The organism is Streptomyces sp. NPDC002742, from assembly GCF_042888885.1.
Classification (GTDB): Bacteria; Actinomycetota; Actinomycetes; order Streptomycetales; family Streptomycetaceae; genus Streptomyces.
The window spans coordinates 62,610-85,216 of the sequence record NZ_JBIAQF010000002.1 but is presented as its reverse complement, the minus strand read 5'-3'; the positions used below and the strand labels follow the sequence as shown (position 1 = coordinate 85,216).

18 protein-coding genes and 4 pseudogenes are annotated in these 22,607 nt (G+C 70.6%); 8 read left to right on the top strand and 14 right to left on the bottom strand.

All coding sequences use genetic code 11. From position 1 onward, the window contains the following. Positions 1 to 119: 119 nt before the first annotated feature. The 3 genes and pseudogenes from ACFYW8_RS03140 to ACFYW8_RS03130 form a co-directional block, all read right to left on the bottom strand. Complete coding sequence (locus ACFYW8_RS03140) at positions 120 to 1,055, bottom strand: diacylglycerol/lipid kinase family protein (RefSeq protein ID WP_389068120.1); 936 nt, start codon at positions 1,053 to 1,055, stop codon at positions 120 to 122. 255 nt (positions 1,056 to 1,310) lie between these two features. Continuing rightward, positions 1,311 to 2,069 (bottom strand): annotated as a pseudogene (locus tag ACFYW8_RS03135) (transposase); the annotation flags it as partial. A gap of 225 nt (positions 2,070 to 2,294) precedes the next feature. Then, positions 2,295 to 2,537: a transposase gene (locus ACFYW8_RS03130; RefSeq protein ID WP_389066870.1), complete on the bottom strand. Its 243-nt coding sequence runs from the start codon at positions 2,535 to 2,537 to the stop codon at positions 2,295 to 2,297. A 278-nt stretch (positions 2,538 to 2,815) separates the two neighbouring features. On the opposite strand from ACFYW8_RS03130, the gene ACFYW8_RS03125 reads away from it, so the two are divergent. Next, positions 2,816 to 3,148 carry an NUDIX domain-containing protein gene (locus ACFYW8_RS03125; RefSeq protein ID WP_389066866.1) on the top strand — a complete coding sequence of 111 codons (333 nt, stop codon included), beginning with the start codon at positions 2,816 to 2,818 and terminating at the stop codon, positions 3,146 to 3,148. A gap of 256 nt (positions 3,149 to 3,404) precedes the next feature. On the opposite strand, the pseudogene ACFYW8_RS03120 reads toward ACFYW8_RS03125, so the two are convergent. Beyond that, positions 3,405 to 4,324: pseudogene (locus ACFYW8_RS03120) on the bottom strand (helix-turn-helix transcriptional regulator). 244 nt (positions 4,325 to 4,568) lie between these two features. Between ACFYW8_RS03120 and ACFYW8_RS03115 the strand changes: the two are divergent. After that, entirely contained in the window at positions 4,569 to 5,090 is a 522-nt protein-coding gene (locus ACFYW8_RS03115) for a hypothetical protein (RefSeq protein ID WP_389066864.1), read from the top strand. A 43-nt stretch (positions 5,091 to 5,133) separates the two neighbouring features. Here ACFYW8_RS03115 and ACFYW8_RS03110 read toward each other — a convergent pair. The 3 genes and pseudogenes from ACFYW8_RS03110 to ACFYW8_RS03100 form a co-directional block, all read right to left on the bottom strand. Next, positions 5,134 to 5,900, bottom strand: a pseudogene (locus ACFYW8_RS03110) (enoyl-CoA hydratase/isomerase family protein). Next, a pseudogene (locus ACFYW8_RS03105) lies at positions 5,897 to 6,316 on the bottom strand (Zn-ribbon domain-containing OB-fold protein). The pseudogenes ACFYW8_RS03110 and ACFYW8_RS03105 overlap by 4 nt, the downstream one beginning before the upstream one ends. An 84-nt stretch (positions 6,317 to 6,400) precedes the next feature. Next, complete coding sequence (locus tag ACFYW8_RS03100; RefSeq protein WP_389066860.1) at positions 6,401 to 7,411, bottom strand: lipid-transfer protein; 1,011 nt, start codon at positions 7,409 to 7,411, stop codon at positions 6,401 to 6,403. Between the two features lie 864 nt (positions 7,412 to 8,275). Here ACFYW8_RS03100 and ACFYW8_RS03095 point away from each other — a divergent pair. After that, the gene (locus ACFYW8_RS03095) at positions 8,276 to 9,661 is read left to right on the top strand and encodes an MFS transporter (protein WP_365873931.1); all 1,386 of its coding nucleotides are present in this window, start codon (positions 8,276 to 8,278) and stop codon (positions 9,659 to 9,661) included. Between the two features lie 56 nt (positions 9,662 to 9,717). Here ACFYW8_RS03095 and ACFYW8_RS03090 read toward each other — a convergent pair whose 3' ends face one another. The 4 genes from ACFYW8_RS03090 to lnt all read right to left on the bottom strand — a co-directional run bounded on the left by ACFYW8_RS03090 (position 9,718) and on the right by lnt (position 14,769). Then, positions 9,718 to 11,643: a GAF domain-containing protein gene (locus ACFYW8_RS03090; protein WP_365873933.1), complete on the bottom strand. Its 1,926-nt coding sequence runs from the start codon at positions 11,641 to 11,643 to the stop codon at positions 9,718 to 9,720. Between the two features lie 121 nt (positions 11,644 to 11,764). Continuing rightward, the gene (locus tag ACFYW8_RS03085) at positions 11,765 to 12,565 is read right to left on the bottom strand and encodes a 3-hydroxybutyrate dehydrogenase (protein ID WP_365873935.1); all 801 of its coding nucleotides are present in this window, start codon (positions 12,563 to 12,565) and stop codon (positions 11,765 to 11,767) included. Positions 12,566 to 12,625: 60 nt separating this feature from the next. Next, positions 12,626 to 13,099, bottom strand: a complete 474-nt coding sequence (locus ACFYW8_RS03080) for an NUDIX domain-containing protein (protein ID WP_389066850.1) — start codon at positions 13,097 to 13,099, stop codon at positions 12,626 to 12,628. Positions 13,100 to 13,155: 56 nt separating this feature from the next. Beyond that, positions 13,156 to 14,769 (bottom strand): apolipoprotein N-acyltransferase, encoded by a 1,614-nt coding sequence (lnt, locus tag ACFYW8_RS03075; protein ID WP_389066846.1) that lies wholly within the window; start codon positions 14,767 to 14,769, stop codon positions 13,156 to 13,158. 240 nt (positions 14,770 to 15,009) lie between these two features. On the opposite strand from lnt, the gene ACFYW8_RS03070 reads away from it, so the two are divergent. Continuing rightward, entirely contained in the window at positions 15,010 to 16,068 is a 1,059-nt protein-coding gene (locus ACFYW8_RS03070; protein WP_389066843.1) for an O-antigen ligase family protein, read from the top strand. A gap of 18 nt (positions 16,069 to 16,086) precedes the next feature. Here ACFYW8_RS03070 and ACFYW8_RS03065 read toward each other — a convergent pair whose 3' ends face one another. Beyond that, complete coding sequence (locus ACFYW8_RS03065) at positions 16,087 to 16,632, bottom strand: hypothetical protein (protein WP_389066837.1); 546 nt, start codon at positions 16,630 to 16,632, stop codon at positions 16,087 to 16,089. A 208-nt stretch (positions 16,633 to 16,840) separates the two neighbouring features. Then, entirely contained in the window at positions 16,841 to 17,626 is a 786-nt protein-coding gene (locus ACFYW8_RS03060) for a glutamate racemase (protein WP_389066833.1), read from the bottom strand. Between the two features lie 58 nt (positions 17,627 to 17,684). Here ACFYW8_RS03060 and ACFYW8_RS03055 point away from each other — a divergent pair, with 58 nt between their 5' ends. After that, the gene (locus tag ACFYW8_RS03055) at positions 17,685 to 18,860 is read left to right on the top strand and encodes a glycosyltransferase (protein WP_389066830.1); all 1,176 of its coding nucleotides are present in this window, start codon (positions 17,685 to 17,687) and stop codon (positions 18,858 to 18,860) included. Positions 18,861 to 18,878: 18 nt separating this feature from the next. Here ACFYW8_RS03055 and ACFYW8_RS03050 read toward each other — a convergent pair whose 3' ends face one another. Beyond that, positions 18,879 to 20,204, bottom strand: a complete 1,326-nt coding sequence (locus tag ACFYW8_RS03050) for a TerD family protein (protein WP_389066826.1) — start codon at positions 20,202 to 20,204, stop codon at positions 18,879 to 18,881. A gap of 291 nt (positions 20,205 to 20,495) precedes the next feature. Between ACFYW8_RS03050 and ACFYW8_RS03045 the strand changes: the two genes are divergently transcribed. From ACFYW8_RS03045 to ACFYW8_RS03035, 3 genes are all read left to right on the top strand, one after another. Next, positions 20,496 to 20,912: a DUF6643 family protein gene (locus tag ACFYW8_RS03045; RefSeq protein WP_365873951.1), complete on the top strand. Its 417-nt coding sequence runs from the start codon at positions 20,496 to 20,498 to the stop codon at positions 20,910 to 20,912. Positions 20,913 to 20,957: 45 nt separating this feature from the next. Further along, positions 20,958 to 21,782: an MOSC domain-containing protein gene (locus tag ACFYW8_RS03040; protein ID WP_389066821.1), complete on the top strand. Its 825-nt coding sequence runs from the start codon at positions 20,958 to 20,960 to the stop codon at positions 21,780 to 21,782. 183 nt (positions 21,783 to 21,965) lie between these two features. Continuing rightward, entirely contained in the window at positions 21,966 to 22,571 is a 606-nt protein-coding gene (locus ACFYW8_RS03035) for a hypothetical protein (protein ID WP_365873955.1), read from the top strand. Positions 22,572 to 22,607 lie beyond the last annotated feature (36 nt).

Sequence of the window (22,607 nt, the reverse complement as noted above, 5' to 3'; positions counted from 1 at the left end):
GACGGTGGCGACCGGGCCCGGGCCCGGTCACCGCGAACGCACAAGCGCGCACGCGTACGTCGCCCGTGTCCGCGCGGCGTTCTCCGGACAAGAACCGCGTCCTGGCTCTGGTCGCTCCTTCAACCGTTGCCACCCGCTCGCAGCGCTCCCGGGCGCCTCGGCAGGGGCTCCGGTGGGATTCCCGGCCGGTCCTTCGGCAGCAGCACACGCAGGGCACCTGGCCGAATTCCGCATACGACGGGGAGAGGAAGCCTCACCGCTTCGCCGTCGATCCCCGCATCCAGGTACCGCACGTCACCCCGCAGCGTGACGCCGGACGCCGACCAGACGACACCACCCTCGCCTGCCGGGCCAGGACCGGGCATGGAGCGTCGCAGTTCGCTGCGCAGGTGCCGGAGGAGGTCCGGGGGCGTCTGTGCCGGACGCTTGAGGACGATGCCGCCCAGCAGTCCCGTGGTGAGCGAGAAGCGACGCCCCAGCCAGCGCGGTGTGGCCAGGTGATAGGGGTTGTTGGAGACCAGCACCATCTGCGGGAACTCGACGGTCCCCCACGGGGTGTCCACGCAGGCCTCGACCCACTGCTTGCCCTTGAGATAATCGGGTGCCACCGCAGCGAACGCGCGCGTCTTGTCCTCCCGGTACCCGGGCTCCAGCAGGGCGTCGGCGTACATGCCGAAAGAGACGTTGTTGACGAAGACGCGCGGGCCGAGCACCCCCAGGTCCACCCGTGCGGACTCACCGTCGACCAGGGCGCCCAGCGCCTGCGCCGGATCGCGAACGTCGAGGCCCAGGTCCCGGGCGAAATGGTTGCGGGTACCCGCCGGGACCACCATCAGCGACCGGCCCGCGTCCGCGGCCACCGCGGCGACCGCGGATACAGTGCCGTCGCCGCCCGCGACTCCCAGCACCTGTGCCCCCTCCTCGACGGCGCACCTCGCAACCGACGCCGCGTCCTCCTCCGCGCTGGTCATCCAGACCTGAGCCCCCATGTCCTCGGCCCGCTGGACCAGACCGTAACGAGCAGGCTTACCGCCGCCCGAGCGTGGATTCGTCACGATCACCACCCGGGCACGCGTCCGAGCTTCGGCCATCACCGCACCCACTCTCACCACTGATGCCGGCCTTCGGCCGACAGATGGAAGCCGTAGGACCAGGCTGACAGATCCCGCACCCTCTTCGCTTGCCGGGAACGCCAGTGCCTCCCGACGGCGTGGCGGCCGCACTGCGTGGTTCCATTGGCCGACGCACGCGCGCGCCGGCCGCGGCGGAGGACACGCGGCAGTACGCGACCACCCTGCCCTCGGCCTGTGCGGGCGCGTCATCGACGGGCCAGGTACCCGACGCGGCCTGGCGGACGGGGACCGGCATCGTGTCGGCAGAAGCATGACGCGGTCGGAGCGGACCCGGCCGACCAACTCGACCGGAAGGTCGCGCAGGACCCAGGCCAGGCGGGTGACGTCGTAGCCGGCATCACTGACGATCACGATATGCGGGTCCCCGGCCTGCCACTGGCCCGCAGTGATGAGCCGTTCAACGACTCTCCGGAGCTGGTCAGCGGTGACTGCTGTCGCGTCGTCGACCGGACCGAGCCGGACCGCGTCAAGAATCGCGGTCCAGGACGTGGCGCCGGGCTCCAGCAAGGCAACGAAGGAGTAGGGCCAGCCCGGGATGAACTGCGAGGCTGTTTTCGCACGGCCGTAGACGTGGCAGAACAGGCGCTCCGCCGAGCACGGCGCGTCCGATCGAAGCCACGGCGACACATCGACCGCCAGGACCAGGCGCCCGCCGTCGAAACGCGGCAGTCGCAGTCCGGCCAGCACCGTCCGTAGCCGTTCGGTGTCGATCCGGCCGTGGTTCAGGCCGCCGTACATCGCTCCGTGCCCACGCCGACGCTCGGGCAACAACGTCAAGTCCACCGGCGACTTCACCGCACCGTCCGCGCACAGCACCGCGTCCACCAACTCGAACAACTCATCGCGCCGAGCGGTCAGACACTCGTAGAACTCGCCCCGGAAGCGTGACGCTTCCGCGAACGCCTCCCTCTGGGGAGCATCAGCCAGCAGACTCACCCTCGAGCGTGATCTGTGGCACGACTACGAGTGGGGCAACGTGCACTGGCACTGCTGCGGCAACCCTCTCGAAGCCCGAGCTCTCCTCGACACCGCGATGCAGGCCATATCACCACGAAGCGCCCGCGAACTACGAAGGATCGTCAGCCCGTCAGACGCCGTCTGGAACCTTCCGACCCCGCCCTACGACACTGACGGCAGATAAAGAACTTCCCAATGACGATGTCAAGCCGCCGTCGTGACGGTTGGTAGGACCTCGTAACACGTTCCGTCGCGGAGCATGGCCCACAAGACGTTGGCTCGGCGACGGGCCAGAGCGAGCAGCGCGAGTACGTCAGCGATCAGCTCCAGCAGGTCCGGTTCGTCGTTGAAGACCCGGCGTGAGAGGAGGCGTTCGCCTCGCTCGTCGACCACCACGCAGTGGTGGTGTTCCTTGCCGATGTCCACTCCGGCCCAGATCTGGGACATGGTCACCTCCGCTAGCTCGTCGTCTCACATCGATCCCGCAGACGACCTCGCCGACGTTGTCCTACACAGCGATCGAGTCGCGTATCCCAATTAGCGGTCGAGTCGTCGAGGGGCTCCGGGCGGCCAAGTTCTTTGAGCCATCCAACGGCGACAAGCTCACAGCCATACCCAGAACCCCCGGGTCCGTCGATTTACGAATGACCAGCTCAGACCCACGCTTGAAAGGTAGGACAAGCTAAGACGCACCACTGACACCCACCCTGAAACGAGGAGCGTCGATGCCATCGGGAAAGCTCGACCAAGGCGAGCCCCTTCCCGACGGTGCCGCCCGGGAGTTGTACGAGGAGACCGGCGTCACCGTCGACCCGGCTCACCTGCGCCTGGTTCGCACCGTGCACCATCGGCAGGACACGCAGGTGGAGCGGATCGGCTTCTTCTTCGAGGCCACCGAATGGGAGGGGCAGCCCGTCAACAAGGAGCCCGAGAAATGCCTCGCCCTTGAGTGGTTCACCGTGCATGACCTGCCCGACGACATCATCGAGTACCCGGCGGTCGGTCTACGCGGCTACCTCGGCGACGACAGCCCTCTCACAGAACACGGCTGGCAGTAGACCGACCCCGCCTTCTCCACTCCTCCGCGTCGCCATGACGGAGGGCTCACGGCTCAGGAAGGGGGAGAGTTGGGCCCGCTGGTGAGGTGGGGCGGCGTACGGGCGAAAGCAGCGGCCTCTCCGGCGGCCCCGGATCCGGAGGGGCCGCCGAGCCTGCCGAAATCACCGAAGCCGCTCTGGCCCCGCAAACAGCCCGCCGACGGGAGGGGGTCCGGTCCGGCCCCGGTGCTGCACGTCGGTCCGGACGGACCACGCCTCACCCGGACGTGACGCGAGCCGACGCCCGCCCCCGCACGATGAAGGCGGCGATGTCGTGGGTGGGGCAGCACCCCGGCAGGACCGGCCCGTGATCCGGTGACGTGCACCAGATGCCACTGTCGGCTTCCCCTCCCTCCGCGCCGGACGGATCCGGCTCGATGGCATAGACGATGAGCATCTGGTCCGGGTCCTCAGGAAGGAGCAGCGTGCGGAAGGTGGCGGTGAGAGGACCGAGCAGGGGGTGCTGGAGGCGGTAGGCGCCGTGCATGGGGTCGACGACGTCCTGTCGCGCCACAGCCGCCGGAAGTCGGAGTCTGTCGCCGCCAGTTCCGCGATGAACGCGTTGGTCTCCTCGTCCTCGGGATGGCGGCCCACTTCCAGACGCAGCCAGGCGACGACGTGCCGTGCCATGACCGGCCAGTCGAGCACCAGTTTCCGGATGGCGGGCTGCCCGTACACGAGAAGGGCCAGGTTGCGCTCCGGCACGGGGGCGAAATCGAGGAAGATCTTCGAGGCGGGGCAGTTCCACGCCAACACCTGAGTCCGTCGCCCCAGGGCGAACACGGCGGTGTCCGGCATGTTGTCCAGCAGCCACTGGGTACCCTCCGAGACCCGCTCGGCGGCGGGTGGCCGGCTCCGGTCGGGGTGGGCGAGGTTGTGCAGATGGACCCGCTCCAACTCGTCCAGCCGCAGTGCGCGGGCGACCGCGTCGAGCACGGAGGCGGAGACCTTGTCGTTGCGCCCCTGTTCCAGCCGTATGTAGTAGTCGATCCCGATCCCGGCCAGCTGTGCCAGTTCCTCGCGCCGTAGCCCCGGCACCCGGCGCACCCCTCCGAACGTCGGCACGCCCACCTCGGACGGGCTCAGCCGGGCGCGTCTGGACTGGAGGAAGGAGCGGAGTTCGGTGCGCCTGTTCATAGCCTCTCCTGGCCGGATTCACCTGGCCGGAATCCTAGACAGGCCACCTGTGTGGAACGGGACCGAGGACGGACTCACAGCGAAAGGGCGTGAGCCAGGGGCCAGTTGGACCCCTCCTACATGCCCGGACGATCCGAGAGGCTGGATCTGCGCGCCCTTCGGCCCGTGCGGGGGATACGGGCCGAGGGTGCTGCGCGTCAGCAGAAGATGACGCACCACAGAGGCACCACGGAAAGGTATGCGCATGATGGTCAAGGTCCGGCGTACGGCAACAGCGGCGGCCGCGTTTCTGCTCGCTTTCGGAGGTATGAGCGCGTTGACGGTCGGTCCCGCCTACGCGGAGGACTACGCCTGCACCAGCTACCAGGACAAGACCTTCTCCACACCTGGGAGCGACGTGGAAGTCTCGATCAAACTGTGCATCGAGCACTACTCGGAGGGCGGGTACGAGGCCAGCGCCTACTACAAGTGGTCGGGAAGCGGTGGCACGGATCTCGACGACAACCGGAAGTTCGACCGGTTCGACCTCCAGGTGCGGGTCGAACAGCACGACCCCGACATCGGCGACATCATCCAGGCGTCGCGTGTCTGCGACGTGAGGTACGACATCAACACGTCAGGCGATGGGAGCGGCTTCTGCCAGAAGTGGTACAGCCACAGCAGAGCGCTGACCTGGAGCGCCGACGGGACCGTCACGTACGACATCGACCGCGACGGCGGGGGCGCGTACACCTGGAACCTGGGCGGCTCCCCGCAGATCGACTGACCGGAGGGCCTGGAGGATCCCGGTCCCGGCACGGTGCAGCGGCTCACCGAATCCGGGGTCGGGACGTCGGCCGTGCCGCGAACAGCGCCGCCTGCTCCTCGCCCGGCAGGTTCCCCAGCGCGATGAGATGCGGTGCCTGGGCCCAGCCCGCCCCGCGTGCCGCCTCCTTCGCCGCCCACAGGGCTCGGACCGTGCCCTGGACGCCGGTGGGCGGGTAGCCGGCGATGACGGCCGCGCAGGCTGTCGCGGCGGCCAACGCACTGCCCGGCTCGGTGAGTTCGCTGACCAGGCCGATCTCGTACGCGCGCCGGGCGGAGATCCGTTCCGCCGTGTCCATGAGCATCATGCGGTCGACCTCGCCGTACGGCATCCGCTGGGCCAGGAGCACCGACTCGTACGCGCTGACCATGCCGTACGTGGTGTGGGGTCGAAGAACTCGGCGCCGGCGACGACGAACTCGGACTCCCCGAGCAGGTAGAAGGCCCCTCCGCAGGCCATCCCCTCCACGGCGGCGACGACCGGCTTCCACAGGTCGTTCGCCTTGGGGCCGACGGTGAGCAGCGGGTCGTCCTGCATATAGGGCGAGTCGGGCTGGGGGACCACCGCGTCGCGGTCCAAGCCGGTGGAGAAGGCCCGACCGCCGGCTCCGGTGAGGACGATCGCGCGGACCGTGTCGTCGAAGCGCAACTCCCGCCAGAGTGCGTTGAGTTCGCCGACCGTCGGCAAGTCGATCGCGTTGAGTCTCGTCGGGCGGTCGACGGTGACCACCGCGACCCCGGTGTCCTTGTCCGCGGCGAGTCGTACGGTCATGGGCGCTCCAGGATCCGCTGGGGGAGACCGGCGGCGTCGAAGAGGGCCTGGACCCGGGCGCCGATGCGGACGCGGTCGGGGGAGAGCGAGTCGAGGGGGGCGCCCGCCTCGGTCACCAGGTTGCCCACCATCCGTATCCGGGGCGCTTCGGCCAGCTCGACGAGGATCACGTTGTACGAGGCCTGTGCCGCGTACTCCGGCAGGAGGGGCGGGTGCGGGACCACGTAGGACCAGATGCGGCCGGCCGGAGGTCGGACGCCACTCGGTCGCGAAGGACCGGCAGTGCGGGCAGCAGGGGCGGGCGGGAAGCGGGGTTCGCCGCAGTCGGCGCAGGCCTGGACGCGGAGCTCGCCCTGGGCCGCGTACCGCCAGAAGGGGGCGCCGTCGGCGTCGGGCACGGGGTCAGCGTCGCGGATTCAACTCCCTCGGATTCCGCGTCGGTTCGTCGGTTCCGTTCGGCGGTTCGATTCGTGGGTTTGGTTCCTCGGTCGGTTCCTTGGTCAGCTCCTCAGGAGGAGGGCGGAGGTCGGGACGCCCTCGCCTGCCGTGACCAGGCAGGTGGCGGCGCCGGGGACCTGGGCGGTGCTCGTCCCGCGCAGTTGCTTCACGCCCTCGTTGATCAGGTTGAACCCGTGGACGTAGGCCTCGCTGAGGCCGCCCCCGCCGGTGTTGAGGGGCAGCCGTCCGCCGGTCTCCAGGGCGCCGCCCTCGGCGAAGGCGTCGTAGATCTGGGCCACGTCGACGTCGTGCGGGGTGAAGTCGGCGTGTTTCCACAGGTGTCGGGCCGCCGCCCAGGCGGTGCCGGTGAGCGGGTCCTCGTTCCAGTAGTTGACCATGCCGTGGTGCTGGGCGGGCAGGCCCTGGGCGGCGGAGTGGACGTAGACGGGGGCCCGGCGGCAGTCGCGCGCCCGCTCCGCCGACACGATCACGCAGGCCAGCGCCCCGTCCGTCTCCAGGCAGTTGTCGTAGAGGCAGAGGGGCTCGCTGATCCACCGGGCGGTCATGTACGTCTCGCGGGTCAGCAGGCGGTCGTACATGATCGCCGCCGGGTTCTGGTTGGCCCGGTTGCGGCAGGCGAGGGCGACGTTGAAGAGGTGGTCGCGGGTCGTGCCGTACTCGTGCATGTGGCGGCGGGCGAGCATGGCTATCTCGTCGGCGGGGCGCAGCAGGCCGAACGGGCGGGTCCACTGGGCCGGGGTGGGGAGCTGGACGGCCGTGTTGGTCCACGGGCGGGGCCCGCTGCCCCGCTTCCGCGACCGCCAGGCGACGCCGACGGTGGCCTGGCCGGCGGCGATGGCGGCGGCCAGGTGCGCGACGGTGGCGCAGGAGCCGCCGCCGCCGCCGAAGCCGACCTTGCTGAAGAAGGTCAGGTCGCCGAAGCCGACGGCCTTGGCCAGCTCGACCTCGTCGGTCTCCTCCATGGTGTAGGAGGCGAGGGCGTCGACCTCGCCCAGGGCGATCCCGGCGTCGTCGAGGGCGGCCAGGACGGCCCGGCAGGGGCGTGTCCTCACCGCCTTTTTGTTCCGCATACTCAAGAGCGGAGAACTGGAGTACAACGGTGCCCCCCACCGGACACTGCACCCCGTCGTAGCCCACTGCGCACACAAGCCCCGCCGGAGCATCCCGGCGGGGCCTCGTCGTCTCACGCGCTATCACAACCGTCTCACCAACTGTGCGGACTCCCCCGGACTGTGAGGCTCTGAACTGGCATTACGCGCTTGTCCTGGATCAGCTGGACGCCCCTGGACGGTCGTTACGACCTGTGCCATGTCGTACCGCAGGACTCGCACGCCAACACCACAGATCACGGACCAAGATCCGGACCAGGTGCGGACCAACTCGGCCCAGCAGCAGACGATTCCACCCTTTACCGCAGGCCAGAGGTGATGGTGAGCGTGTACCACCAGCAGACGAAGAATCTGCTGGGCCGAACGCGCACCGCGCCCAGGCGCAGCACCTTGCCCATGCCCACGGCGGCTGAGCGGCGAGGCCCGGCTCGGTCTCTCAGCCCGGTCACCTGCCACGCAACAACCCTGAGCGGATCAACCCCAGATGCCCGAGTTCAACGGAGCGTAGTCAGCACCAAGTCAGCACGGGACAGGTGAAGACGGGTGATGACGTGGGCTTTTAGTCAGCACCGAACCAGCACGGGAGTCAGCACCGCACCGTCAAATCGCCCCGAACTACGCGTCCCGGACAGCACTCGTTTCGACCGCCTTCGAGCCGCAGAACCGCCCTTCCGTGGGCCGGCATGGTGGCCGCACGCATAGCCGACCCTCGAACTATGTTGCCCCACCACATGTGCCCCTGACGTGCATCTTCCTACCGTGTGCCGACACGTACCCGTCCCCACCGCACACGAGGAAGTGGCGCACATGGCCTCCGGAACCACCGCTCCCCCACCCCCCGCCAGCCTCAAGCGCATCGTCGCCGCCAGCCTCATCGGCACCACCATCGAGTGGTACGACTTCTTCCTCTACGGCTCGGCCGCCGCCCTGGTGTTCAACAAGCTGTTCTTTCCCGGCTCCGACCCGCTCGTCGGCACGCTGCTGTCCTTTCTGACATACGCCGTCGGGTTCGCGGCCCGGCCGCTGGGCGCGCTCGTCTTCGGACACTACGGAGACCGGCTCGGCCGCAAGAAGCTGCTGGTGCTGAGCCTGCTGCTGATGGGCGGGGCCACCTTCGCGATCGGTCTGCTGCCCACGCACGCGACCGTCGGCGCGGCGGCCCCCGTCCTGCTGACCGCGCTGCGCCTGGTGCAGGGCTTCGCGCTGGGCGGCGAATGGGGCGGCGCCGTCCTGCTGGTGTCCGAGCACGGCGATGCGAAGCGGCGGGGATTCTGGGCCTCCTGGCCGCAGACCGGAGCACCCGCGGGCCAACTCCTGGCGACCGGCGTCCTGTCACTGCTCACCGCCACCCAGTCGGACGACGCCTTTCTCTCCTGGGGCTGGCGCGTCCCGTTCCTTCTCTCCGGCGTGCTGGTCGTCGTCGGTTTGTGGATACGTCTGTCTGTCGATGAATCACCCGTGTTCAAGCAGGCGTTGGCGCGGGCGGAGGCCCGCGGGACGGTCGGGACGGGCGAACCGGAAAAGCTTCCGCTGGTTTCCGTACTGCGCCACCACTGGCGTGACGTGCTTGTCGCGATGGGCGCCCGGATGGCCGAGAACATCAGCTACTACGTGATCACCGCCTTCATCCTCGTGTACGCCACCACCTCCGCCGGTGTCTCCAAGCAGACCGCGCTCAACGCCGTCCTCATCGCCTCGGCCGTGCACTTCGCCGTCATCCCGGCCTGGGGCGCGCTCTCCGACCGCATCGGCCGCCGCCCCGTCTACCTGCTCGGCGCCGCGGGCATCGGCCTCTGGATGTTCCCGTTCTTCTCCCTGATCGACACCGGCGGCTTCACGAACCTGGTTCTCGCCGTCACCGTCGGCCTGGTCCTGCACGGCGCCATGTACGCGCCCCAAGCCGCCTTCTTCTCCGAGATGTTCGCGACCCGGATGCGCTACTCGGGTGCCTCCATCGGCGCCCAGTTCGCCTCCGTCGCGGCGGGCGCGCCCGCACCGCTCATCGCGACGGCGCTGCTCTCCTCGTACGACAGCTCGACTCCCATCTCCCTCTATGTCATCGGGGCGGTCGTCCTGACCCTGATCGCCGTGGGCTTCGCGAAGGAGACCCGCCACCGCGACCTGTCCGACGTCGAGGCCACGGCCGACGAACGACCCGCTCCGGTCACACCGGCGGACGCCCGTACCGTCTGACCGCAGACCCACGCTCCCCCGTCCCCGGTCCCCGTACGCGATACCGCGTACGGGGATCAGTACGGCCCGCCCGACGACAACCGGTGAAGTCTCAGAGCGAGTTGGATCTCCAGGGTGCGGGCCGGGCTCTGCCAGTCGTCACCGAGCAGGCGCCCCACCCGCTCCAACCGCTGCGCCACGGTGTTCACATGCACATGCAGTGCGTCCTTCGTGCGCGCGGGACTCATACCGCTCGCGAAGTACGCGTCGAGTGTGCGCAGCAGATCGGTTCCGCGCCGTTCGTCGTAGGCGACGACTCCGCCGATCGTGCGGCCGACGAAACCTGAGATGTCCCGGTCCCCGGCGAGCAGCAGTCCCAGGAATCCGAAGTCCTCGGCGGCCGCGCCGTCGCCGGCCCGGCCGAGCAGGCGCAGCGATTCCAGGCAGCGCTGCCCCTCCGCGTACGCCGAGGCCACCGCTTCGGGGTGCGCCGCGAGCTGGTCGACGGGCGCCGAGGCACCGACGGTGACCGCCTCGTGAACGGCGGTGCCGAGCTCCTTGGCTGTGCGGCGGGCCAGTGTCGTCGCCGTGTCGCCGGGCCCGAGTGGGAGCAGCAGGACGGTGCCACCGTCGCGGGCTGCGGCCAGCCCGTGGCGGGTGGTGGCGAGATGTGACGCGGCAGACCACAGCCGTCTGCGCGCGCCGGCCTCCTGGTCTGCGTCGGCGGCCGTGACGTCGAGTCGGGCCGCCAGCACCACATGAGGGCCGTCGAGATCGGCGTGCAGCCGCGCCGCCCGCTCCCGCAGCAGCCTCGGATCGCGGTCCCGGGCGTCCAGCAGGTCGTCCAACAGCTCACCGCGCACGCGCTGTTCGGCCTCGGAGGCCGAGCGTCTGGCGAGCAGGAGCAACGAGGTGACCATCGCGGCGCGCTCCAGGGTTCGCTGGTCGACGGGGTCGAGTCCCGGATGCCCTCGCAGCACCAGCGCGCCGAACAGCTCGCCTCCCGCCACCACCGCGGCGACCCAGTCGTCCCCGTGCTGTACGGCGTGGCCTTCGGCGCGGGCCGCCTCCACGGCCTTGGCCTGCGTGCCGCCAGGTTCCGCGAACTCGACCGTGCCGGCCAGGACTTCGGACACCGCTGCGGCCACGTCGTGGACTCCCCCGCCGCGCAGCACCAGTTCGGCCAGCCGGTCGTGGACGTCCGAGGCACGCTCGATCACTCCGCTGCGGTCTCGGATGATCTCGTTGGCCCGGCCCAGGCGATCGAGAGCGGAGCGGGTCTCCGCCAGCGAGTTCGCCGTGTCGATGGCGGCCGCGGCCAGGGCCGCGAAGGAGCCGAGCAGCGCGATCTGTTCCCGCTCGAAGACCCGCGCCCTGCGGTCCGCCGCGAACAGCACGCCGATGACCTGGGGACCGATCATCAACGGCACGCCGAGAATCGCGACGAGCCCCTCGTCCTGCACGCCCGCGTCGATGGCCCGGGTGTGCTGGAAGCGTTCGTCCTTGAAGTAGTCGTCGGTGACATACGGGCGGGCGGTCTGTGCGACGAGTCCGCCCAGCCCCTCCCCCATGCCCAGCCGCAGCTGCTGGAAGCGTGCGGCGACCGAGCCCTCGGTGACACGCATATAGGTGTCGCCCCTGGCCGCGTCGTTCAGGCTGAGGTACGCGATGTCGGTGCCCAGCAGTGACCGGGCCCGCTGCACGATCGCCTGCAGCACGGCGTCGAGGTCACGCAGGCCCGCGAGATCGTGTGCGGTCTCGAAGAGCGCGGAGAGTTCGGCCTCGCGGCGGCGCCGTCCTTCTATCTCCGTGCGCACGCGCAGGGCGAGCGACTTGGCCTGTTCGAGCGCGGCGACGCTCTCGGCGGACAGGCCCTCGGCGCGGGCGAGCAGCACCGGCTGCTCGTAGGCGTCGGCGGTCGCTCCTCTGGCCAGGAGTTCCAGGAACGGCGCTTCCGCGCTGTCGGCGGAGCGCTCGGCTGATGGCACGTGATCGCGGGACATGGCAACAGGATCGCGCATCCGCGGGGCGGCGCCCCGTCCCTGTGGATAACTCACGACTGTCTCCGCTACTGCTCGTGGCGAGTTGGCTGGTGCGGGTTCCAGCCCCGGCCCCAGCCCCGGCTCAGTGCGCGGTCCAGCCCCCGTCCAGCGTCAGCGACGTTCCGGTCATGAAGGCCGCCTGCGGGCCGCAGAGATAGGCCACCGCCTCCGCGACCTCCTCCGGCTCGATGAGCCGCTTGACCGCGCTGTCCCGCAGCAGGACCTCGGTCAGCACGCGCTCTCGCGGAATCCCGTGCGTCCGCGCCTGATCGGCCAGTTGTTGCTCGACCAGTGCGGTGCGCACATAAGCGGGATTCACACAGTTCGAGGTGACCCCGTGGGGCGCGCCTTCGAGGGCCGCGGTCTTCGAGAGGCCCTCGAGTCCGTGCTTCGCGGCGACGTACGCCGACTTGAACGCCGAGGCGCGCAGCCCGTGGACTGAGGAGACATTGACGATGCGACCCCATCCCTGCCCGTACATATGAGGCAAGGCGCCGCGGATGAGCCGGAAAGGCGCCTCCAGCATCACGGTCAGCACCCTGTGGAACACGTCGGGCGGGAATTCCTCGATGGGCCGGACCATCTGCAGCCCCGCGTTGTTCACGAGGACATCGGCGCCGGCCCCGGCCTGTTCCGCCGCGTCGAGGTCGGTGAGGTCGAGGACGTGCGGCTCGACGGTCCCGGCCAGGCCGTGCGTCTGCTCGGCCAGGGTTTCCAGGCCGGCGGCATCCCGGTCGACCGCTCTCACCTCGGCGCCGGCGGCGGCGAGCCGCAGCGCGCAGGCCCGGCCGATTCCGCTCGCGGCGCCGGTGACGAGGGCTGTGCGGCCGCCTAGGTCGAGTGCGGAAGCGTGGAGGCCCAAAAGGGCGCTGGGCAAGGTCATGCCTCGACCCTAAGCAGCACCCGCACCCCAACCGATGTGGTCAGCGCACATACTTCACACTCAGGTCATAGGCTCGAACCATGTGGGTTCGTCAACCAGCGCCTGCTTGATCCGGGCCAGGGCGTGCTCGTTCAGCACCGGCAGGGCGTCCACGTCGAACCAGCCGACCTGGAGCGACTCGTCGTCATTGACACGGGCCTCACCGCCGACGGCGCGGCATCGGAGCGTGGTGTCCATGAACTGGCAGATGTCGCCGTTGGCGAAAGTCACCCGCTCCCCGGCCCGGACCATGACGACGCGCTCGACCTCGACGTGCACGGCCGTCTCCTCGTACACCTCGCGCACCGCGCAGGCCGCGGGCTGCTCCCCCGGCTCCGGAATACCGGAGATGAGCGCCCACTGGTGGTTGTCCGAACGCTGCCCGAGCAGAATCCTGCGCTCGTCGTCGAAGACCACGGCGCTCACCGCGGGAAGCCAGAGGAGCTGGTGGCCCGCGGAGGCCCGGATCGCGCGGATGAAGTCGGGAATAGCCATGACCCCGACCCTATCGGCGCGACTCCGCCACCCCGCGCGGACCCGGGAACCCCGTCCTAGGCGCCGGTGTTCCGCCGCGAGCGGACCGCGGACGCCGCTGCCCAGCCGAGGCCACCCGCCGCGGCCAGCACCAGGATCATCTCCGGGACGATGCCCAGCTTCGTGGCCGGGGTCTCGGAGGAGCGCAGCGGCACCTTCTGGACCAGGGAGTCGGCGACGAACATCCCGGTCTTCTGGGTGATCTTCCCGTCCGGCATGATCACGGCGCTGACACCGCTCGTCACGGGCACCGTGACGGTGCGGCTGTGCTCGACCGCGCGGATCCGGGACATCGCGAGCTGCTGGTAGGTCATCTCGCTGCGGTCGAAGGTCGCGTTGTTGCTGGGCACCGAGATGATCTGGGCGCCGTCGGTGACGGTGCTGCGCACGGCCCAGTCGAACGCGGCCTCGTAACAGGTGGCCAGGCCGACCTTGGTGCCGTTCATGGTGAAGACACCCGGTTCGGTGCCGCGACTGAAGTCCTGGCGGACCATACTCGTCCAGTTCTTGTTGATGGCCCCGAGCAGCGGGCGCAGCGGCAGGTACTCGCCGAACGGCTGGACCTGCCGCTTGTCATAGGCGTCCACCGGGCCCTTGTCCGGGTCCCAGAGGATCTGTTCGTTGTAGAGCTTGCCGTGCCGTTCGACGACCGCGCCGACGGAGACGGGGGCACCGATCGCCTTGGCCGCCTCGTTGATCACGAAGCGCGCGTCGGGGTTGGCGAGCGGGTCGATGTCGGAGGAGTTCTCCGGCCACAGCACAAGGTCGGGCCTGGCGGCCTTGCCCGCCTTGACCTCGGCGGCCAGTCGCTCGGTCTCCCGCACATGGTGGTCGAGGACGGCACGCCGCTGGGAGTTGAAGTCGAGACCCGCGCGCGGGACGTTGCCCTGGATGAGCGCGACGGTGGCCGTGCCGTTCTCGGCCTTGTCGCTGACGAGCATCCGCGCGGCGAGCGCCCCGGCGACAGGGACGGCGACACTGAGCAGCGCCACCAGGGCGGCGCCGCGACGCAGGACGCCGGTACCGCGCCGCTCGACGGCCAGGCGGACGATCTCGTACAGCCCGAAGCCGCACAGCACGACCGCGAAGCCGAGCACTGGAGTGCCGCCGACCGCTGCGAGCGGCAGGAAGACGCCGTCGGCCTGTCCGAACGCGATCTTCCCCCAGGGAAAGCCGCCGAAGGGCGCACGCGCGCGTGCCGCCTCTCCGGCGATCCAGAGTGCCGCCGCCCACAGCGGCCACCCGGGCAGGCGGGAGACGAACGTGATCCCCGCGCCGACGAGCGCGACATAGATCGCCTCCACGGCGACGAGCGCGAGCCAGGGACCGGAGCCGACCTCGACGCCGGTCCACACCAGCAGCGGCAGCAGGAATCCGAGGCCGAACAGATAGCCGAGGCCGAGACCGGCCTTCCAGGAGCGACCGCGCAGGGTCCAGCCGAAGACCGCGAAGGCCGGCAGGGCGAGCCACCACAGGGTCCGTGGCGGGAAACTGACGTACAGCAGCACTCCGGAGAGCGCCGCGGCGGCGGCGGGAACGAGTCGACGCGCCAGAGCCGCCCCGCGCGGGGCGGGCACGGCCTGGGGTTCGAGCTGTTCCGGCTCGTCTACGGTGGTTGCGGTGGCGGTCACTTGGGGAGTGTACGGCGCTTGACCTGGGCGCCGACAGCTCGGCCTCCTCGGTCCCGATGGGCGCGACACCGCTCACCGCACGCCTTCGCCCGGATCTGCCGCAACGTTCCTGCACAACGGGTCCCCAAAGCGGCGCATCACCCGTTACGGTGTGGCCGAACCTCTGACGTGCGGCCTGACGCGGTGACGGCGCCCGGGGTCCGGCAGAGTCGGGGGGCGACGGGGGTGGGTTCAACGGGCATGGCGTCCACGGCTGACTCGGCGGCCACGGGCGAAAGACGCAGCGCCTCTGATGTGGCCGGTGTGGTCGTGCTCGCGGTCTGTGCCGCCTGGTCGCTGATCACCGCGGCCGCGCACGACGGCCGGCCCGAGGGCATGCTGCTGGCGGTTCTCGCCGTGGCGGCGGGCTACGCCTCGGGGCGGATCCTCGGAGCGCTTCTGCCGGTAGCCGCTCTTTGTGCCGGAGCGTTGGCCGGACTCGGTCTCGCCATCGCCACGCCCGGCCCGCAGATCAGCCTCCAGCTCGGCCACACCGGTGCCACGACCGCCCTGCTGACCCTCTCCTGCGGCGCCGCGTGCTGCGCGGCGTGGGCCGCGCGCCCGCCCGCCCTGCGGCTCGCGCTGCGGCTGGGGGCCGCCGGGACCGCGGTGACGGCGGCGCTCCTCGGGTCCACCACCGGATTCTTCACCTGCACCGGGGTCCTGCTGTGTTCGCTCGCCGCCGCCCGTGCGCGGCGCCGGGGCCCCGGCCTGACGGGGCTCGTGGCCTCCGCCGCGCTGGTGACCGGGGCGACCTGGGCGATCGGCGAGGACGCGCTGCCGGGCGGACTGACCGAGTCCCTGGAGGGCCAGCTGACGGAGCACCGCGTCCTGCTCTGGCACGACGCCCTGCGCATGGCCCGGGCGAACCCCGGGCTGGGGGTCGGGCCCGGCCGTTACGGAGAGCTCAGTCCCACGGTCGCCCAGTCACTGCTGCCCGACGGCAAACCCCACTCCGCGCCCCTGCAGCAAGCCGCCGAACAGGGGCTGACCGGCGTGGTCCTGCTCGCGACGGCGTTCTGCTGGGTCCTGTACGCGCTGTTGCGCTCGCCGCGCACCACGCCGATCGCGCTGACGACGGGCGCGGCCCTGACGGCGGTGGCCGTCATCGCGTCGATCGGCAACGCGCTGAGCTTCATGACGGTGACCGCGGGCGCGGGACTGCTCGCCGGGCTCGCGACCGCACGACCACTGACCACGGGGGAGCCGTACGACGTGCTGACCCCGGCCGGGCGTTCCGACAGTCATCCGGTGTCGTGATCGACCCCACCGCTGTCGTCAGCGCACCACGCCGGTCGTGTCCGGGCGCAGATGGCCGCGGATGATCCGTACCGCCGCCTCGGCGTTGTCCACGGTGATCGTGAACGTGTGGCCGTCGCCCAGGCGCAGCACCACGCCCTCGCCCCGCCGGACGATGACGGCCGTTCCCTGCTCGGGCCGCCAGCGATACCCCCAGCCGCCCCACTGGCGTGGGGTGACCTGGGGCGCGAAGTCGGCGCCTACGACCGTCGACAGAGGGATGCGGCGGCGTGGCAGCCCTATGTGGCCGCAGCGCACCTCCAGAAAGTCCTCGTCCACCCGCACGGCGACATGGACGAACGCGAGCGTGCCGAAGAGGATGAGCAGTCCCGCCGCGATGCATCCGACGACGGACATGACCAGCGGCGCCGTTCCCGACGTCCAGCCGGAGGAGACGGCCAGCTCGATCCCGAGAGCCAGACAGGCCACGCCGCCTATGGCGGGCAGCCACTGAACACGATTCCTCGCACGTCCGGTCCAGATCTCCGGATGCGAGGAGGTTTCGCCGTGGGGGTGGTCCCTCATGCCCATGAGACTACTCAGGTTCCGCTGCGCGGGCACCGGGTCGCGGAGTGTCACTCCACCGGGTGGACGAGCGTCCCACCGAGGGCGTCCGAAGGGTGACCGACCGTGCCCGCAGGGAGCCGGGTGCCCGCGTGTTCACCGCGGTCCGTCCTGGGGCGGACGTCTTCGGCGGCGGGCAGGGCGTCACGAGGACAGGGGCTCTCGCCCTTCAGCGTGCCGGGCTGACCGCCGAGAGTATGCGGCCTTCCTCATAGGCGAGCGCGGTCGGGGGCAGCGCGCCCTCACGTCCGCTCAGAAGGACCGTGACGGTGGAGTCGGCGGGGGCCCCGGGGTCCGCGAGCTCGCCGATCCGGCGCAGTGCCTGCGCGGCGACCGCCCCGGCGGAACCGTGCAGGACGAGCGGCGGACGGCCGGGGCGCTGCACGGCCGCGCGGATGCGCTCGGCGACCAGCTCGTAATGGGTGCAGCCCAGGACGACGACCCTTACATCCTCGGGGGTGCGCTCGGCGGCCGCGGCGATCGCGGCGTCGATGGCCGCCTGGTCGGCGTACTCCACGGCGTCCGCGAGTCCGGGGCAGGCCACCTCGGTGACCTCCACGCCGCCGGCGAACTCCTCGATCAGCCCCCGCTGGTACGGGCTGCCGGTGGTGGCGGGCGTGGCCCAGATCGCCACGGGTCCGCCGCCCGCGGCGGCCGGCTTGATCGCCGGGACGGTGCCGATGACGGGCACCTCCGGCTCCAGGCGGGCGCGCAGGGCGGGCAGGGCTCGTACCGAGGCGGTGTTGCAGGCGACGATCAGGGCATCGGGCCGGTGCAGCGCGGCGGCCTCGGCGACGGCCAGGGCACGCGCGGTGACGTCTTCCGGTGTGCGGGGTCCCCAGGGCATGCTGCCGGGGTCGGATGAGAGGACGAGATCGGCGTCGGGCCGCAGTCGACGCACCGCGGCGGCAGCAGCGAGCAGGCCGATTCCTGAGTCCATGAGCGCGATCTTCACCCGGTCACCATAGACGATCGGTCTTTACGGTCGACCGTGGTGGGGCAGACTGCGACAGGTGAGCGCCCTCCTGTGGATCGCTGTCGGATCACTGGCCGCGTGGCTGTGGCTGCTGCTCGGCCAGGGCTTCTTCTGGCGCACGGACGTGCGGTTGCCCGCCTGCCGAGAGCCGTCGGACTGGCCTTCTGTCTGCGTCGTGGTGCCGGCCCGGGACGAGGCCGCCGTCCTGCCCGAGAGCCTGCCGTCGCTGCTCGCCCAGGACTATCCGGGGCAGGCCGAGATCTTCCTCGTCGACGACGGCAGTTCGGACGACACGGGAGAGCTGGCCCGCGAGCTGGCGCGCCGGCACGGCGGACTGCCGCTCACCGTCAGCTCACCGGGAGAACCGCCCGCGGGCTGGACGGGCAAGCTGTGGGCCGTACGCCACGGCATCGGCCTCGCCCGCGCGCGTGAACCCGAATATCTGCTTCTGACCGACGCGGACATCGCGCACGCGCCGGACAGTCTGCGGCTCTTGGTGGCGGCGGCGCGCACGGGTGGTTTCGACCTTGTCTCGCTGATGGCGCGGCTGCGGGTGGAGAGTCCGTGGGAGCGGCTCGTCGTGCCGGCTTTCGTCTACTTCTTCGCGCAGCTCTACCCCTTCCGCCGGATCGCCGTGAGGGGCTCGCGGACGGCGGCAGCGGCGGGGGGATGCGTCCTGCTGCGCGCGGACACCGCCGAGCGGGCGCGGATCCCTGACGCCATCCGGCATGCCGTCATCGACGACGTGGCCCTCGCCCGTGCCGTCAAGCGGGGCGGCGGCCACATCTGGCTGGGCCTGGCCGAGCGGGTCGACAGCGTGCGCCCGTATCCGCGGCTGCACGATCTGTGGCACATGGTCTCGCGCAGCGCGTACGCCCAGCTGCGGCACAGCCCGCCGCTGCTCGCCGGAACCGTGGCCGGGCTCGCCGTGGTGTATCTGGTGCCGCCGGTCGCCCTCCTGGCGGGCCTCGCCGCGGGGAACACGTGGGCGGCGGCGGCCGGAGGGCTCGCCTGGCTGGTGATGACGGTGACGTACATGCCGATGCTCCGTTATTACCGGCAACCCCTGTCGCTCGCTCCCCTGCTGCCGGTCACCGCGTTCCTCTATCTCCTCATGACGGTCGACTCCGCGGTGCAGCACTACAGGGGGCGCGGCGCGGCCTGGAAGGGCCGCACCTACGCCCGCCCCGACACGGCCCTCGACGAGCACTGAGGGACGGGGACCGGAAGGTCATTTCCTGCCCGGAGTCCAGTTCATGCCCCAGCCGTAGGCGTGGTCGACGGTGCGCTGCGGACTCACCCCGCGCGCGGGGACCAGGTACCGGGCCTCACGCTGGACGACGAGGTCGGCGCCGCTGCCGGTGATGAGAGCGAGCGCGCAGACCGTGGACGGGACCGTGCACTCGTCGAGCGAGAAGTCGATCGGCGCGCCGTTCAGCGGCTGGAGGGTGACCGTGGCGTGCAGATCGGCGAAGGACCGCGCGCCTTCGTAGATGGTCACGAAGATGAGGATGCGCCGGAAGCTCTGCTTGTGATCGAGGTTGATGGAGAGGTTCTCGCCCGAGGCGACAGCCCCGGTGCGGTCGTCCCCGTCGAGATGTATGTACGGCGGCTGGTGCAGCGCTCCGAAGGCGTTGCCGAGCGCCTGAACGACTCCCTTGCGGCCGTCGGACAGCTCGTAGAGCGCGCACAGGTCGAGGTCGAGGTCGGCGTGCATGGCGACGGCACGGCCGCGTTTGCTGCCCCAGCCCGAGAACTGCTTGCGCACCTCCCAGTTGAGGTTCACACGCATGGCACCGGCCGTACCGCCCTGTTTGCTGAGCGAGACGGAGGGTGCTTCCTTGGTGAGCGTCACCTTGGACAGGCGGACCGGCGCCGGAGGGGCGGCGGGTGGTCGCGGTGTCATGGGCGGGGCCATCGTCGGCGGCATGGTCACGGGCGGGGCGACCGGCGGAGCGACCGGGGGCGGCGGCCCCTGCACGAGGGTGGCGAGCGACGGGGGCACAGGGGCGGCCGGGGGCGCCGCGCTCTGCGGCTCGTCCACCGTGATCCCGTAGTCGGTGGCCAGACCTTCGAGACCGCTTCCGTAGCCCTGTCCGACGGCACGGAACTTCCAGGCGCCCTGGCGCCGGTAGAACTCGCCCAGCACGAAGGCGGTCTCCACCGTCGCGTCGGCGCTGTCGAAGCGTGCGACCTCCGTGCCGTGCTGTGCGTCGAGCACCCGGATGTACAGGCCGGGCACACGTCCGAAGGAACCCCCGTCCGCGGAGGCGGCCAGGACCACGGTCTCGACGACGGTTTCCGCTCGCGTGAGATCGACGAGCAGCGCGTCGGTCACCTGGCCGCGGTCGCTCCGCTTCCCCTCGTGGCGCACGGCGCCCGAGGGGTGGGCCGGCTGGTTGTAGAAGACGAAGTCGCCGTCCGAACGAACCTTTCCAGCCACGAGCAGAAGAGCGGAGGCATCGACGTCGGGCACCCCCGGTCCTGAACGCCACCCCAATTCCACCCGGAGTGCGGTCGTCGGGACAGGAACATTCGATCCCTTAGGCATTGACATGTACGCCCCCATCACGTGTCTCCACGCCGGTACGAGTCCCGAACGGACCGCCGGCTCCGTTCCCGCCAAACCTAATCCCCAGGTCCGCCGACTCCCATGGCTCGCGTCAGAAGATCCTGGTCAACCGCCGGTAACCCGTCCGAAGCTCGGCCTTTACACGATCTCAACCATCTTTGACGTCCTTTTTTCCCGAGTTCGCTCGCATTGGGGATCCCGCGTCACCGCCGACACGGAAAACAACCCTCTTATCGGTCTCCCCAACCAGCACATCGTGGGCTTAACTTATGTGCCATGACCTCCCCCCGCTCCACCTATGGCGGCGGTTACTACTCCGCCTTCCAGGACACCCCGATCTACGACTCCCTCGTCGCTGAGCGGGGTACCCCTCAGATCGCCCCGATCCGGGTCCCTTCCGCCTACGACTCGGGCAGCAACAACCTCCCGGCACTGCCGTCCGCGCTCCCCGCGCTGCCGGCCGGCCCCTCCTCCTACGGCTACCAGCAGGCCCAGCAGCCCTCGCCGCTGCAGCAGGCCCCCGCGCCGTACATCCCGCAGCAGGTCGGCGCGCCTCGGGGCTATCCCCAGCCGCAGCAGCCCCGCCCGATGGCGGCCGGCACGGGCTACGAGGCGATGCGCCCCGCGGCTCCCCGCCCCGCCCCGGCCAACTACCAGGACCCGTACAACGGTCAGCAGTACCGCGGGTACTGACACGTCCGAACCGGATTGTCGGTGCTTCCTGGCACCATGGCGGTCATGGGGAACGCGGCACTGCACTCGATCCACGTCCATCCGGTCAAGGCGTTCCGGGGCCAGTCGCTCCGGGAGTCCGAGGTGGAGCCCTGGGGGCTGGCCGGAGACCGACGCTGGGTCCTGATCGACGACGGGGGAAAGGTCGTCACGCAACGCGAGCAGCCGCGCCTGGCGCTGGCCGCCGCCGAGACACTCCCCGGCGGCGGCCTTCGTCTGTCCGCCGAGAACCTCGAGCCGGTGACTGTGCCCGTGCCCGAGCCCATCGGCACGACGACGGTGGAGATCTTCGGCGACAAGGTGGAAGCGGTCCTCGCCGGCCCGGCGGCACACGACTGGTGCAGCGGGTACCTGGGGGCCGATGTGCGCCTGGTCCACATGGACGATCCGGCCGTCCGCCGGCCCGTCGACCCGGACTTCGCGCTGCCGGGCGAGACCGTCAGTTTCGCCGACGGATATCCGCTGCTGGTCACCACACTCGGATCGCTGGACGCTCTCAACTCCTTGATCGAGCGGGGCGGCCACGCCGAGGAGGGACCGTTGCCGATGAACCGCTTCCGGCCGAACGTCGTCATCTCCGGCACAGACGCCTGGGCCGAGGACGACTGGTCGCGGATAGCGATCGGCGAGGTCACGTTCCGGGTCACCAGGATGTGCGGCCGCTGCGTAGTCACCACGACCGACCAGGGCACCGCCCTGCGCGGCAAGGAGCCCCTGCGCACGCTCGCCCGGCACCGTCGCTTCGACGGCAAGCTGATCTTCGGGCAGAACCTGGTGCCCGAGTCCCGCGGCACGCTGCGGGTCGGTGATCCGGTCACGGTCCTCGCGTAGCCCGCGATCGCATTCCGCCGGAGGCCCGGCACGGGGAACCCCGCTGCGGGGCAAAAGCGTTGAGTCTGCGTGGGACGTTCATGAAGGGCCTCGGGGGAGGGTGACGTCGCTCTCTCTTCCCCGGCTCCGCGCGTGAACGGCTCCGCTGCGGGATATCACGTACGCGGAAGGGGGTGCGGGACGGTGCGCGCGATCATCGGTCTCTGGCGCTGGCGGCACAATCCGCTGCGCCGCACGACAGATCTCGTGGAAGCCTGGCTGGCCCTGGCGGCCCTCCTGCTCGTCCTCGTCGCGGCACCCCTCGCCGGAGCGGCCGTGGGAGCCTCGGTCCAGGGCACTCTGCAAAAGGCCGTACGGGACCAGCGCAAGGACCGTCACCAGGTGACGGCCGTCGTCGTCAGGAAGCTGCCCCGGGGCCCATTGGCGCCCGACCCCGAGACGCCGTCGGGGCGCGACGCGCACAGCCGCGTCCTGGCCCACTGGACGGCGCCGGACGGCACCGCGCGGCGCGGCACGGTGGTGGCCACCCTCAAGTCCCCCCGTCCAGGCGACCACTTCTCGGTCTGGACCGACCGGCACGGCCGAATAATGGGCCGTCCGCTGGACGGTGCCACGGCGACGACGCACGCCGTTCTGGCCGGTTTCGGCGCGGCCGTGCTGTCGGCGGGACTCCTGGAGGCCGGCAGGCGCTGGATCCTGTGGCACATGGTCCGTCGGCGTCACGCCCGATGGGACCGGGCATGGGACAAGGCGGGTCCCGACTGGGGCAAGGCAGACACCGGCAGCTGACGCCCTTCCCGCTCCGGTCAACCGGGCGTCCCCGCG

Coding starts and splice junctions, on each gene's coding strand:
- ACFYW8_RS03115 (WP_389066864.1), top strand. CDS start 4,569: ATGATGGTCAAGGTCCGGCGTACGGCAACAGCGGCGGCCGCGTTTCTG.
- ACFYW8_RS03130 (WP_389066870.1), bottom strand. CDS start 2,537: ATGTCCCAGATCTGGGCCGGAGTGGACATCGGCAAGGAACACCACCAC.
- ACFYW8_RS03070 (WP_389066843.1), top strand. CDS start 15,010: ATGGCGTCCACGGCTGACTCGGCGGCCACGGGCGAAAGACGCAGCGCC.
- ACFYW8_RS03095 (WP_365873931.1), top strand. CDS start 8,276: ATGGCCTCCGGAACCACCGCTCCCCCACCCCCCGCCAGCCTCAAGCGC.
- ACFYW8_RS03050 (WP_389066826.1), bottom strand. CDS start 20,204: ATGTCAATGCCTAAGGGATCGAATGTTCCTGTCCCGACGACCGCACTC.
- ACFYW8_RS03065 (WP_389066837.1), bottom strand. CDS start 16,632: ATGAGGGACCACCCCCACGGCGAAACCTCCTCGCATCCGGAGATCTGG.
- ACFYW8_RS03080 (WP_389066850.1), bottom strand. CDS start 13,099: ATGGCTATTCCCGACTTCATCCGCGCGATCCGGGCCTCCGCGGGCCAC.
- ACFYW8_RS03125 (WP_389066866.1), top strand. CDS start 2,816: ATGCCATCGGGAAAGCTCGACCAAGGCGAGCCCCTTCCCGACGGTGCC.
- ACFYW8_RS03090 (WP_365873933.1), bottom strand. CDS start 11,643: ATGTCCCGCGATCACGTGCCATCAGCCGAGCGCTCCGCCGACAGCGCG.
- ACFYW8_RS03045 (WP_365873951.1), top strand. CDS start 20,496: ATGACCTCCCCCCGCTCCACCTATGGCGGCGGTTACTACTCCGCCTTC.
- ACFYW8_RS03040 (WP_389066821.1), top strand. CDS start 20,958: ATGGGGAACGCGGCACTGCACTCGATCCACGTCCATCCGGTCAAGGCG.
- ACFYW8_RS03085 (WP_365873935.1), bottom strand. CDS start 12,565: ATGACCTTGCCCAGCGCCCTTTTGGGCCTCCACGCTTCCGCACTCGAC.